This window comes from Pseudomonas sp. R38(2017) (assembly GCF_002112395.1).
GTDB lineage: Bacteria > Pseudomonadota > Gammaproteobacteria > Pseudomonadales > Pseudomonadaceae > Aquipseudomonas.
This window is the reverse complement of the sequence record NZ_NEHN01000005.1, coordinates 170,560-182,538: the sequence shown is the minus strand read 5'-3', so window position 1 is coordinate 182,538 and position 11,979 is coordinate 170,560. Positions and strand designations below refer to the sequence as shown.

Annotated in this window: 12 protein-coding genes; 3 read left to right on the top strand and 9 right to left on the bottom strand. The window is 61.6% G+C overall.

The features are described 5' to 3' along the window. Position 1 precedes the first annotated feature (1 nt). Positions 2 to 295, top strand: coding sequence for a DUF1330 domain-containing protein (locus CAF87_RS13810; RefSeq protein ID WP_085731895.1), 294 nt, complete (start codon positions 2 to 4; stop codon positions 293 to 295). 9 nt (positions 296 to 304) lie between these two features. Here CAF87_RS13810 and CAF87_RS13805 read toward each other — a convergent pair whose 3' ends face one another. The 7 genes from CAF87_RS13805 to CAF87_RS13775 are packed head-to-tail and all read right to left on the bottom strand — an operon-like array spanning position 305 to position 5,513. Further along, the gene (locus CAF87_RS13805; protein WP_085731894.1) at positions 305 to 868 is read right to left on the bottom strand and encodes an NUDIX hydrolase; all 564 of its coding nucleotides are present in this window, start codon (positions 866 to 868) and stop codon (positions 305 to 307) included. Between the two features lies 1 nt (position 869). Then, entirely contained in the window at positions 870 to 1,622 is a 753-nt protein-coding gene (locus CAF87_RS13800) for a GntR family transcriptional regulator (RefSeq protein WP_085731893.1), read from the bottom strand. A gap of 58 nt (positions 1,623 to 1,680) precedes the next feature. Continuing rightward, on the bottom strand, positions 1,681 to 2,070 hold the full coding sequence (locus CAF87_RS13795) for a carboxymuconolactone decarboxylase family protein (RefSeq protein WP_085731892.1): 390 nt from the start codon (positions 2,068 to 2,070) through the stop codon (positions 1,681 to 1,683). 11 nt (positions 2,071 to 2,081) lie between these two features. After that, positions 2,082 to 2,567, bottom strand: coding sequence for a flavin reductase family protein (locus CAF87_RS13790; protein WP_085731891.1), 486 nt, complete (start codon positions 2,565 to 2,567; stop codon positions 2,082 to 2,084). A 12-nt stretch (positions 2,568 to 2,579) separates the two neighbouring features. Then, a complete protein-coding gene (locus CAF87_RS13785; RefSeq protein WP_085731890.1) occupies positions 2,580 to 4,061 on the bottom strand; it encodes an aldehyde dehydrogenase in 1,482 nt (493 codons plus the stop codon). Further along, a complete protein-coding gene (locus tag CAF87_RS13780; protein WP_085731889.1) occupies positions 4,058 to 4,891 on the bottom strand; it encodes an alpha/beta fold hydrolase in 834 nt (277 codons plus the stop codon). Before CAF87_RS13780 ends, CAF87_RS13785 begins: the two co-directional genes overlap by 4 nt. A gap of 31 nt (positions 4,892 to 4,922) precedes the next feature. Next, positions 4,923 to 5,513, bottom strand: coding sequence for an amino acid synthesis family protein (locus CAF87_RS13775; protein ID WP_085731888.1), 591 nt, complete (start codon positions 5,511 to 5,513; stop codon positions 4,923 to 4,925). 325 nt (positions 5,514 to 5,838) lie between these two features. On the opposite strand from CAF87_RS13775, the gene CAF87_RS13770 reads away from it, so the two are divergent. Then, on the top strand, positions 5,839 to 6,867 hold the full coding sequence (locus CAF87_RS13770; RefSeq protein WP_085731887.1) for a YCF48-related protein: 1,029 nt from the start codon (positions 5,839 to 5,841) through the stop codon (positions 6,865 to 6,867). A gap of 28 nt (positions 6,868 to 6,895) precedes the next feature. Next, positions 6,896 to 9,280 (top strand): RND family transporter, encoded by a 2,385-nt coding sequence (locus tag CAF87_RS13765; protein ID WP_085731886.1) that lies wholly within the window; start codon positions 6,896 to 6,898, stop codon positions 9,278 to 9,280. Between the two features lie 56 nt (positions 9,281 to 9,336). Here CAF87_RS13765 and CAF87_RS13760 read toward each other — a convergent pair whose 3' ends face one another. Next, a complete protein-coding gene (locus CAF87_RS13760; protein WP_085711331.1) occupies positions 9,337 to 10,056 on the bottom strand; it encodes a FadR/GntR family transcriptional regulator in 720 nt (239 codons plus the stop codon). A gap of 125 nt (positions 10,057 to 10,181) precedes the next feature. Beyond that, a complete protein-coding gene (locus CAF87_RS13755; protein ID WP_085731885.1) occupies positions 10,182 to 11,918 on the bottom strand; it encodes an IlvD/Edd family dehydratase in 1,737 nt (578 codons plus the stop codon). Positions 11,919 to 11,979 lie beyond the last annotated feature (61 nt).

Sequence of the window (11,979 nt, the reverse complement as noted above, 5' to 3'; positions counted from 1 at the left end):
TATGAAGGCGTACTGGATTGCTCACGTGGACATCACCGATCCCGATCACTACAGCCAATACACCCAGCGCGCGCCGAAAGCGTTCGCCGAGTTTGGTGCGAAGTTTCTGGCGAGAGGCGGGCGCAGCGAAGCGGTGGAAGGCCGGACGACGCCGCAGCGCAGTGTGGTGATCGAGTTCGACAGTTACGAGCAGGCGGTGGCGTGCTATCGCTCGGCGGCGTATCAGGAAGCGAAGAGCTACCGGGAGGAGTGGGCGAGGGCGGAGATCGTTATTGTCGAAGGGATGGCGCCGTAAGCAGCGCGATCAACGCATGAAATGAATCTTGCCGCTGTCGTCATTGCCCATGTACATGCCATACACCCCGGCCTGGCGTTCCTCGATGTAGCGTTCGAGGATCTGCCGGATCGCCGGGTAGTAGATCTGGTCCCACGGAATGTCTTCGGGGGCGAAGAATTTGCAGTCCTGGGTTTCCGGGCCGTACTGGCCGGTGATCTCCAGTGCGAGGGCGCGGAAGATGATGTAGACCTCGCTGATCTTCGGCACGCTGAAGATCGAGTAAGGCGAGACGATTTCCGCGCGTACGCCGCTTTCTTCCCAGACTTCGCGCAGGGCGGCCTGTTCGGTGGTTTCGCCGCTTTCCATGAAACCGGCGGGCAGGGTCCAGGTGCCCGGGCGCGGAGGGATCGCCCGTTGGCACAAGAGGTATTTGCCGTCCTGCTCAATGATGCAGCCGGCGATGATTTTCGGGTTCACATAGTGGATGTAGCCGCAGCTGCGGCACATCAGGCGCTCGTGCGTATCGCCCGGCGGCACCTGCTGACCGAGGTCAGCGCCACCGCATTTCGGGCAAAAGCTCGGGCTGAACATGTCAGTGACCTATGCGCGGTTCTTTCAGCGCGATGGGCAGGGTGATCGCCGGTGTGGCGCCGGTTTCTTCCTGTTTGCGCTTCAGGTAATCGAGGGCCACTGCCGCCGCCGCACGAACGTGATCGACGCACGCCTGATGCGCCGCCAGCGGATCGCCGCTCTTGATCGCCTCGACCATTTTTTCCATCTCGTGATTACTGGCGCCGCGACGGTTTTCCTGGGATACCGACGTTGCTCGCAGGTAGCTGATGCGCGCCTGCAACTGACGCAACTGGGTGGCCGCCACATGGTTGCCCGAGCCTTCCAGCAGCACGTCGTAGAAACCCTGCACCGAGTCGATCACCTGTTGCAGCTCGCCATCCTTGAGCGCTTTGCGGTTCTCGTCGAGGGCTTTTTCCAGGGCCTTGATGTCCTTGGCCTTGGCGCGCAGGGTGAACAGCTGGACGATCAAGCCTTCAAGCACGCAACGCAGTTCATAAATGTCGACGGCATCGGCGAGGGTGATGATCGCCACGCGCGGGCCCTTGGCGTCGGCGAATTCCACCAGGCCTTCGGATTCCAGGTGACGCAAGGCTTCACGCACCGACGTACGGCTCACGCCCAGGCGATCGCACAGATCGCGCTCCACCAGGCGATCGCCCGGTAGCAGCTGGAAGTTCATGATGGCGCTTCGCAGTTTATCCAGCACGATTTCGCGCAGGGTGACGGGGTTGCGATTGACCTTGAAGCTGTCGTCGAGTGGCAGGCGTTTCATGGGGTCCGCTCTTTAAGGTGGCTGTCCATGCCAGACGGGCATCAAAACAGCCGAGGGGTTAACTGGAGGCCTCGGCGTCGGCTTCGGCGAAGGCTTCACGGGCGAGCCGGAAACTGTCCACGGCTGCCGGGACGCCGCAATAAATACCGACCTGAAGCAGAATTTCGCGTATTTGCTCACGACTCAGGCCGTTACGCAAGGCGCCACGCACATGCAGTTTCAGTTCGTGCGGGCGGTTCAGCGCGGAGATCATCGCCAGGTTGATCATGCTGCGCTCCTTAAGCGACAGGCCCTCGCGCCCCCAGACATGGCCCCAGCAGTATTCGGTGACCATTTCCTGCAGCGGGCGGTTGAAGTCGTCGGCGTTCTTGATCGAGCGCTGCACATAGTCTTTGCCGAGCACCTGGGTGCGGATCTTCAGGCCTTGCTCATATTTCTCGTTGCTCATGTGTCCTCCGCTCAACCCAGTGTCGGCAACGCGCCGAGCTTGCCCTTGTGATAAATCATCGGCGTCACCGGTTGCTCCGGCAGGATCAGGTTCTTCACCGCGCCAACGATGATCGCGTGGTCGCCGCCGTCGTATTCGCGCCACAGCTCGCACTCGATGATCGCCGTGGCCTTGGCGAGGATCGGGTTACCGAGCTCGCTCAAATGCCAGTCGATGCCGTTGGCCTTGTCCTTGCCTTTGCCAGCGAAAGCGTAGGCCTCGGCGGTCTGGTCGGCGGACAGCAAATGGATCGCGAAACGCTTGCTGTCGCGCAGCACCGGGTAGGTGTCGGAGGCGTAGTTGGGACAGAACAGTACCAGCGCCGGATCAATCGACAGAGCACTGAAGGCGCTGGCGGTGATCCCGACGATGCTGCCGTCCGGGTCGAGGGTGGTGACCACCGTGACCCCGGACGGAAACGAGCTCATGACGTCTTTGTAAATACCGGGTTCGATCATGTCGCTGGACTCCTAGCGCATCACAAACGGATCAGGCATCGGTGCCTGGGAGAGGTTGATCCACACCGTTTTCAGTTCGGTGTAGGCCAGCACCGAGTCGATGCCGCTTTCGCGTCCATAGCCACTGTTCTTGAAGCCTCCGATCGGTGCCATCGCCGACACCGCGCGGTAGGTGTTGACCCAGATGATTCCCGAACGCACGTCCCGGGCCAGGCGATGGGCGCGGCCCAGATCACGGGTCCAGATGCCGGCGGCGAGGCCGAACTGCGAGTCGTTGGCAATCGCCAGTGCTTCGGCTTCATCTTTGAAACGAATCACCGAGGCCACCGGACCAAAGACTTCTTCCTGCATGATCTTCATCGAATTGCGGTCGCACTCGAACAGCGTCGGTTCATAGAACCAGCCGTCACCGACGCCACTCGGGCGCTTGCCACCCAGTCGCAGGCGCGCACCTTCAGCGATGGCATCCGCCACCAGACCTTCAACCACCGCCAGTTGCTGCGCGGTAGCCATCGGGCCCATTTCGCTGCTGTCATCCTGCGGGTTACCGATGCGGATGCGCCGGGCGCGTTCCACCAGTCGGCTGACGAACTCGTCGTAGATTTCGTCCTGCACCAGCAGTCGCGAACCGGATACGCAGCTCTGGCCGGACGCCGCGTAAATCCCGGCAATTGCACCATTGATTGCGCTGTCGAGATCAGCGTCGGCGAAGATGATGTTCGGCGACTTGCCGCCCAGTTCCAGCGACAGCTTGGCGAAGTTCTCGGCGCTGCTGCGCACCACATGTCGGGCCGTGGCCGCGCCGCCGGTGAAGGCGATCTTGCGGATCAGTGGATGACGGGTGAGGGCGGCGCCGGTGCTCGGGCCGTAACCGGTGACGACGTTGACCACGCCCGGTGGAATTCCGGCTTCGAGGGCCAGGCGCGCCAATTCCAGAATGGTCGCCGAGGCGTGTTCCGACGGCTTGATCACGATGGTGTTGCCCGCTGCCAGCGCCGGCGCCAGTTTGATCGCGGTCAGATAGAGCGGGCTGTTCCACGGAATGATCGCGGCGACCACACCCATGGCTTCGTGCACGGTGTAGGCAAACAGGTCGGGCTTGTCCAGCGGCAGGGTGCCGCCTTCGAGCTTGTCGGCAAGGCCGGCAGTGTAGTGGAAAAACTCCGGCAGATAACCGACCTGACCCCGAGTTTCGCGGATCAGTTTGCCGTTGTCGCGGCTTTCCAGCTGCGCCAGTTGTTCCTTGTTTTCTGCGATCAGGTCACCGAGACGACGCAGCAGCTTGCCGCGAGCGGTGGCGGTCAGGCCACGCCATGCCGGGCTTTCGAAGGCGGTCTGTGCGGCTTGCACGGCGCGTTCGACATCGGCTTCATCGGCGTCGGGCAGTTCGGCCCAAGGCTCGGCCAGCGCAGGGTTGAGGCTTTCGAAAGTCTTGCCGGAGAGGGCGTCGACCCATTCTCCGCCGATGCACATCTGGAAGCGTGCGAGTGTCATGCAACGATCCCCTTTATATGGTTTTGTCGGGCGTGTGCGGTTTCGAGAAATTCCAGCAGTGTCTGGTTCACCAGCCGAGGCGACTCTACCGGCATCATATGCCGTTGCTCGGGCAGCACGGCAACCTTCGCGCCGGGAATGCGCGCGGCCAGTTGCTCGGCCATTTCCGGCGTCGATCCGGGGTCCAGCTCGCCGGTGGCGATTAGCGTCGGCGCCTGAATGCTGCCCAGATCGTCGGCGCGGTACATGTCCTGGGTGGCGAACAATTCGTAGGTGGTCAGGTAACCCTGCGGGTCATTGCCGGCCAGGGTCTGGCGAATCGCGGCGATCTGCGCCGGGTTGGCCGCCTGATACTCACGGCTGAACCAGCGCGACAGCGCCGCTTCGGCATTCGCGTCCGGCCCATGTTCGGCAGCCTGCGCGGTGCGGGCGATGACCCCGGCGCGCTGCTCTTCGCTGCGGTTGAACACGCTGTTGAGCACCACCAGGCTTTTCAGGCGCTCCGGGTAATGCAGGGCAAAGGCCCGCGCCACCAGACCGCCCATGGAAAAACCGATCACTGATGCCAAGGGCAATTGCAGGTGGTCGAGCAGCTCCAGCAACTGATCGGCATAACCGAGCAGGGCGGTGCCGCTGGCCGGTCGCGGGCTGGCGCCATGGCCGAGCATGTCGTAGGCGATCACCCGGTATTGCGTGGCCAGGCCAACGATCTGGCCGCCCCACATTTCTTTGTTCAGGCCCACACCGTGGATCAACACCACGGGTTGGCCTTGGCCGGTCGCCAGATAACTGGTGCCGGCCGGGGTGAGTTCAGCGGTAGGCCGAATCATGGAGCGCTCCTGCAATGCCTTTTTATTGTGATTACTGGGCTTTTTCGGCAGCCAGTTCTTCAAGATCGATGTAACGGTTACCGATGCGCGGGTGCAGGCGGCCTCCGTCGGCACAACCGAGCACCACGACGATTTCGTCGGCACGCGGGGCGTCTTCGATCTGCATTTCCAGAGTGATGTAGTGCGAGCGCAGGCCTTCGTCGTCCTTGTGCATCATCGGGATCTGAATCGAAGTGCCCGGACCGCCACGCTTGTTGGTGAAACTCAGGTAACTCTTGGCCTTCACCGCTTCGCGGTAGTGGTTGCCGAAACGCAGGGTGTGGATCACCGCCGAGGCGTGTTCGATCTCGCCATCGGCACCGACCACCGCAGCCTTGCCGTAAGCCTCGATCTTCTCGGCGCCGCCGATGATGCCCACCAGACGCTCGACCATCATCGCGCCGAGGTCGGAGCAGTTGGCTCGGATCTGCGGCTTGAGGTCTTCGACAAAGCCATTTCCGACCCACGGGTTTTTCATCACGACGGCCAGGCCGGCCATGGTTACAGGCGTGTCGGCCGCTTTGCCGCCTTCAATGAACGTCTCTTCGACATAGCTGACGATCTTGCGAATTTCGAAACTCATGAGCTGCTCCGTAGGGGATAAAGAGTGTCTGTGCGTCTGATGGTATACCATAATACCGATCGTGCAAGTCCCCCACGCAAGATTCCCTTCCATCAGTCGGACGAATGCCCGCGCATTCAGCCGCCGACGTAATCCCTTTCGGTTAACAAAAGATAACGTTGCGCCGATTGTCAGACGTTTCGAATGCCCGATAGGATGAGCCAGCTTCCGAAGTGGCTCTGGATTGCGGGTTTCAGGACTATGCTTCTGACCAACCGCCGCCGGAGCACGCTTGCGGCGCCCTTGAAGGCCGAATGGCCTAACAATAATAAATAGGGGAAGGTCTATGAGTCGTTGCCGCCCGCCGGCGTTTCGCAACACCGCGTTGCTGGCCACAGCACTCTCTCTGCTGGGCTTTGCCACCTTGTCGGCGCCTGTCCTGGCTGCCGAAGCGCCCGCCGACGTGGTCTACGCCATCGAATCGGCCAAGGCCCCGAAAAGCCTGATGCTCGATGTCGTTCACGCCGGATCCCGGCTGGTGGCGGTCGGGGATCGCGGGCACATTCTCTATTCCGACGACCAGGGCAAGTCCTGGACCCAGGCCAAGGTGCCGAGCCGCCAGTTGCTGACGGCCGTGTATTTCGTCGATGACAAGCACGGCTGGGCTGTCGGCCATGACGCGCAGATCCTCGCCAGTGAAGACGGCGGTCAGACCTGGACCAAACAGTTCGAAGACCTCAAGCGCGAATCGCCGCTGCTCGACCTCTGGTTCAAGGACCTCAACAACGGCCTGGCCGTGGGTGCCTACGGCGCATTGCTCGAGACCACCGATGGCGGCAAGCACTGGCAAGACGTCAGCGACCGCCTCGACAACCAGGACCAGTTCCACCTCAACGCCATCGCCGCCGTCAAGGACGCCGGGCTGTTCATTGTGGGCGAGCAGGGCGCGATGTTTCGTTCCGCCGACTGGGGCCAGACCTGGGAAAAAATCGACGGCCCGTATCAAGGCTCGCTGTTTGGTGTGATCGGCACCGCCCAGCCTTCCACGCTGCTGGCCTACGGACTGCGCGGCAACCTCTACCGCTCCACCGATTTCGGCAGCACCTGGCAGCAGGTTGAACTGAAGGCTGCGCGCGGTGCGCTGGAGTTCGGCCTGTCCGGTGCCACGCGGCTCGACGACGGCTCCATCATCATCGTCGGCAACGGCGGCACGGTGATCAGCAGCAGCGACAACGGTGAAACCTTCAGCGTGTTCAACCGCCCGGATCGCATCTCGCTGTCGTCGGTCACCGCCGCCGGCAACGGCAACCTGATCCTGAGCGGGCAGGGTGGCGTCCACACCACCACGCCAAACGGCACCGAGCTGGGCAAATGAGCCGAATCAATAATAAGAAGGCGGGGCTATGACTTCCTTGAGCACTCATCATCAGGACAAGGCGACGTTCCTCGAACGCCTGATCTTCAACAACCGCCCGGCAGTGATCGTGATCTGCCTGCTGGTCAGCATTTTCCTGTTCTGGCAGGCCACGCTGATCCGGCCGTCCACCAGTTTCGAAAAAATGATCCCGCTCAAGCATCCGTTCATCGAGAAGATGATGGAGCACCGCAACGATCTGACGAACCTGGGCAACACCGTGCGCATTTCGGTGGAGGCCAAGGACGGTGACATCTTCTCCAAGGAGTACATGGAGACCCTGCGCCAGATCAACGACGAGGTGTTCTACATCTCCGGCGTCGACCGCTCCGGCCTGAAATCGCTGTGGAGCCCGAGCGTGCGCTGGACCGAAGTGACCGAGGAAGGTTTCGCCGGCGGTGAAGTGATCCCGCAGAGCTACGACGGCTCCCAGGACAGCCTCGACATGCTGCGCAACAACGTGCTCAAGTCGGGTCAGGTCGGGCGTCTGGTGGCCAACGACTTCAAGTCGAGCATCGTCGACATCCCGCTGCTGGAGTCCTACCCCGACCCGCAGGACCAGGGCAAGTTGCTGGCGCTGGACTACCGCCAGTTCTCCCATGAACTGGAAGACAAGATCCGCAACAAGTTCGAGGCGCAGAACCCCAACGTCAAGATCCACATCGTCGGTTTCGCCAAGAAGGTCGGGGACCTGATCGATGGTCTGGTGATGGTGGTGATGTTCTTCGGCATCGCTTTCGTCATCACCCTGATCCTGCTGCTGTGGTTCACCAACTGCCTGCGCAGTACCGTGGCGGTGTTGAGCACCACGCTGGTGGCGGTGGTCTGGCAACTGGGGTTGATGCACTTCTTCGGATTCGGCCTCGATCCGTATTCGATGCTGGTGCCGTTCCTGATCTTTGCCATCGGCATTTCCCACGGCGTGCAGAAGATCAACGGTATTGCCCTGCAATCGAGCGAGGCGGACAACGCCCTGACCGCCGCGCGGCGCACCTTCCGGCAGTTGTTCCTGCCGGGGATGATCGCGATTCTCGCGGATGCGGTGGGCTTCATCACGTTGCTGATCATCGACATCGGCGTGATCCGCGAACTGGCTATCGGCGCGTCCATCGGCGTTGCGGTGATCGTGTTCACCAACCTGATCCTGCTACCGGTGGCGATTTCCTACGTTGGCATCAGCAAGCGCGCCATCGCCAAGAGCAAGAAGGATGCGAACCGCGAACATCCGTTCTGGCGCCTGCTGTCGAATTTCGCCAGCCCGAAAGTCGCACCTGTGTCCATCGCGCTGGCGCTGATCGCCTTCGGTGGCGGCCTCTGGTACAGCCAGAACCTGAAGATCGGCGACCTCGACCAGGGCGCGCCGGAACTGCGTCCGGACTCGCGCTACAACAAGGACAACAACTTCATCATCAACAACTACTCCACCAGCTCCGACGTACTGGTGGTGATGGTCAAGACCAAGTCCGAAGGCTGTTCGCGCTACGAAGCCATGGCGCCGATCGATGAGCTGATGTGGAAGATGCAGAACACCGAGGGCGTGCAGTCGGCGATCTCGCTGGTGACCGTGTCCAAGCAGATGATCAAGGGCATGAACGAGGGCAACCTGAAATGGGAAACCCTGTCGCGCAACCCGGACGTGCTGAACAACTCCATCGCCCGTGCCGATGGCCTGTACAACAACAGTTGCTCGCTGGCGCCGGTGCTGGTGTTCCTCAACGACCACAAGGCTGAAACCCTCGACCGTGCGGTGAAAGCCGTGCAGGAATTCGCCAGGGACAACAACAAGGACGGTCTGGAATTCATACTCGCGGCGGGTAACGCCGGGATCGAAGCAGCCACCAACGAAGTCATCAAGCAGGCTGAACTGACCATCCTGATTCTGGTGTACATCTGCGTGGCGGTGATGTGCATGATCACCTTCCGTTCCTGGGCGGCGACCCTGTGCATCGTGCTGCCACTGGTGCTGACCTCGGTACTGGGCAACGCGCTGATGGCGTTCATGGGCATCGGCGTGAAGGTAGCGACGCTGCCGGTGGTGGCGCTGGGTGTGGGGATCGGCGTGGACTACGGCATCTACATCTACAGCCGTCTGGAAAGTTTCCTGCGTGCCGGCCTGCCGTTGCAGGAAGCCTATTACCAGACCCTGAAGTCGACCGGTAAAGCGGTACTGTTCACCGGCCTGTGCCTGGCCATCGGCGTGTGCACCTGGATCTTCTCGGCGATCAAGTTCCAGGCCGACATGGGCCTGATGCTGACCTTCATGCTGCTGTGGAACATGTTCGGTGCGCTGTGGCTGCTGCCGGCACTGGCCAAGTTCCTGATCAAGCCGGAGAAACTGGCGGGGCAGAAGGGCAATTCGTTGTTTGCTCACTGATCGGCGAGCCTGAAACGAAAAAGCCGCAACCCAAGGGTTGCGGCTTTTTTATGTCTTCAGGAAAGTTCGGTGCCGAGCACAACACTCAGCGCACTCCGCGCATCATCCAGCTGCACCAACGTCGCATGCCGAGCCCCCAACGCATCACGGTTCTCGATGGCGGTCAGAATCGCCTTGTGCCGAGGCAACGCCAGTTCATGCAGATTCGGCCGCTGGTTGGAATGCTTCAACGCCTCGGCAATTGCCACCGACAGCATGTTGCACAGGTTCGCCAGCAAGTCGTTGTGGGTTGCGTCGGCGATGCGGCTGTGGAAATCCAGATCCGGTTGCAGCAAGGCTTCCGGGGTCGGTGCAGCTTCCATGCGTTGGTAGGCTTCGCCGATGGCTGCTATGTCAGCATCCGTGGCGTGCTGGGCGGCGAGGGCGGCGGCGGCCGGTTCGATGATGCTGCGCACGCTGGTCAGCACGTTGAAGAACTCATTCTGCGGGCTGCTTTGCATCAGCCAGTGCAGTACGTCCGGGTCGAGCATGTGCCATTCGCGGCGCGGTTTGACCACGGTGCCGACCCGCGGTTTCGAGTACACCAGCCCCTTGGCCACCAACACCCGCGTGGCTTCGCGCAACACCGGCCGACTGACCGCGTATTCCTCGCAGAGCAAGGCTTCGGCGGGCAGTTTGTCGTCGGGCAGAAAACGGCCGGAGACGATCTGCATGCCCAGTTCCTGGACAATGCGCGAGTGCATGCTTTTGCGGTCGGAAGGTTTGCGGTAATCCATGGGGAGCGGCACGATCCTGAGCGATGGAGATGCCGCGCATCATAGCAGGCACCACACAATCTTGAGGCAGATACACAAAGCAAATGTGGGAGCTGGCTTGCCAGCTCCCACAGAGGACAGCGGTGTTAATGGGAGTGGCGGGGGACTTCAGCACCTCGACAGCCGACCAGGAAATCAAAGTCGCAACCCTGATCCGCCTGCAGCACATGGTCGATGTACAACTGACGATAACCACCCACCAACAGCTGCTGCGGTGGTTGCAGATCCGCCATGCGCGCCGCCAGTTCAGCGTCCGGAATATCCAGGTGTAAACGCCCACTGGCGCAGTCCAGCTCGATCCAGTCGCCTTCCTTAACCACCGCCAACGGCCCGCCGGCCGCCGCTTCCGGGGCGACGTGCAACACGACGGTGCCATACGCGGTGCCGCTCATGCGTGCATCAGAAATGCGCACCATATCCGTCACACCCTGGGCCAGCAACTTGGCCGGCAAACCCATGTTGCCGACTTCGGCCATGCCCGGATAACCCTTCGGCCCGCAGTTTTTCATCACCAGAATCGAGTTCGCATCGACATCCAGCTCCGGGTCGTTGATCCGCGCCTTGTACATATCGAAATTCTCGAATACGACCGCGCGGCCACGGTGCTGCATCAGTTCCGGCGTGGCGGCGGACGGCTTGAGCACCGCGCCCAGGGGCGCCAGGTTGCCGCGTAACACGCAGATCCCGCCGTCGGCGCGGATCGGATTGTCGAGGGTGCGGATTACTTCGTCTTCGCCGTAGATCGGTGCGTCCTTGGTGTTCTCGCCGATGGATTTGCCATTGACCGTCAACGCGTCCGGATTCGGAATCAGATTGGCCTCTCCGAGGCGCCGGAGCACGGCCGGCAAGCCGCCCGCGTAGTAGAACTCTTCCATCAGGAAACGTCCGGACGGTTGCAGGTCGACGATGGTTGGCATGCCACGGCCGATGCGGGTCCAGTCGTCCAGATCCAGCTCGACACCAATGCGCCCGGCGATGGCTTTGAGGTGGATCACCGCGTTGGTCGAACCGCCAATCGCTGCGTTGACCCGGATCGCGTTTTCGAAAGCCTCCTTGGTCAGGATTTTCGACAGCTTCAAGTCTTCTCGCACCATCTCGACCGCACGCATGCCGGACATGTGCGCCAGCACATAACGCCGCGCATCCACCGCCGGAATCGCCGCGTTGTGCGGCAGGGACGTGCCCAGTGCTTCGGCCATGCAGGCCATGGTCGACGCGGTGCCCATGGTGTTGCAGGTGCCGGCCGAGCGGGACATGCCGCCCTCGGCCGCAAGAAAATCGTCAATCGTGATGGTGCCGGCCTTGACCTGTTCGCTGAGCTGCCAGACCACCGTGCCGGAGCCAATGTCCTTACCCTTGTGCTTGCCGTTGAGCATCGGCCCGCCAGTGACGACGATCGCCGGCACGTCGCAACTGGCCGCGCCCATCAGCAGCGCCGGGGTGGTCTTGTCGCAACCGGTCAGCAGCACCACGCCGTCAATCGGGTTACCGCGAATCGCTTCCTCGACGTCCATGCTCGCCAGGTTGCGGGTGAGCATGGCGGTCGGGCGCAGGTTTGATTCGCCGTTGGAGAACACCGGGAATTCCACCGGGAAGCCGCCGGCCTCGATCACACCGCGTTTGACGTGCTCGGCAATCTGGCGGAAGTGCGCGTTGCACGGCGTCAGTTCCGACCAGGTGTTGCAGATGCCGATGATCGGTTTGCCATGGAACTGATGGTCGGCGATGCCCTGATTCTTCATCCAGCTGCGGTACATGAAGCCGTTCTTGTCGGCCGTGCCAAACCATTGGGCGGAGCGCAGGGTGGGGTGCTTATCAGACATGATCGATTCTCTTATTGTAAGACTATTGTTTGCGAGCCTCGGCTAAACATAAGCGCAAAAT

What these genes read in the sequence shown, in the direction of transcription:
- CAF87_RS13810 (WP_085731895.1), top strand. Translation starts at nt 2, where the DNA reads ATGAAGGCGTACTGGATTGCTCACGTGGACATCACCGATCCCGATCAC.
- CAF87_RS13785 (WP_085731890.1), bottom strand. Translation starts at nt 4,061, where the DNA reads ATGACACTCGCACGCTTCCAGATGTGCATCGGCGGAGAATGGGTCGAC.
- CAF87_RS13780 (WP_085731889.1), bottom strand. Translation starts at nt 4,891, where the DNA reads ATGATTCGGCCTACCGCTGAACTCACCCCGGCCGGCACCAGTTATCTG.
- CAF87_RS13770 (WP_085731887.1), top strand. Translation starts at nt 5,839, where the DNA reads ATGAGTCGTTGCCGCCCGCCGGCGTTTCGCAACACCGCGTTGCTGGCC.
- CAF87_RS13800 (WP_085731893.1), bottom strand. Translation starts at nt 1,622, where the DNA reads ATGAAACGCCTGCCACTCGACGACAGCTTCAAGGTCAATCGCAACCCC.
- CAF87_RS13755 (WP_085731885.1), bottom strand. Translation starts at nt 11,918, where the DNA reads ATGTCTGATAAGCACCCCACCCTGCGCTCCGCCCAATGGTTTGGCACG.
- CAF87_RS13790 (WP_085731891.1), bottom strand. Translation starts at nt 2,567, where the DNA reads ATGATCGAACCCGGTATTTACAAAGACGTCATGAGCTCGTTTCCGTCC.
- CAF87_RS13760 (WP_085711331.1), bottom strand. Translation starts at nt 10,056, where the DNA reads ATGGATTACCGCAAACCTTCCGACCGCAAAAGCATGCACTCGCGCATT.
- CAF87_RS13775 (WP_085731888.1), bottom strand. Translation starts at nt 5,513, where the DNA reads ATGAGTTTCGAAATTCGCAAGATCGTCAGCTATGTCGAAGAGACGTTC.
- CAF87_RS13795 (WP_085731892.1), bottom strand. Translation starts at nt 2,070, where the DNA reads ATGAGCAACGAGAAATATGAGCAAGGCCTGAAGATCCGCACCCAGGTG.
- CAF87_RS13765 (WP_085731886.1), top strand. Translation starts at nt 6,896, where the DNA reads ATGACTTCCTTGAGCACTCATCATCAGGACAAGGCGACGTTCCTCGAA.
- CAF87_RS13805 (WP_085731894.1), bottom strand. Translation starts at nt 868, where the DNA reads ATGTTCAGCCCGAGCTTTTGCCCGAAATGCGGTGGCGCTGACCTCGGT.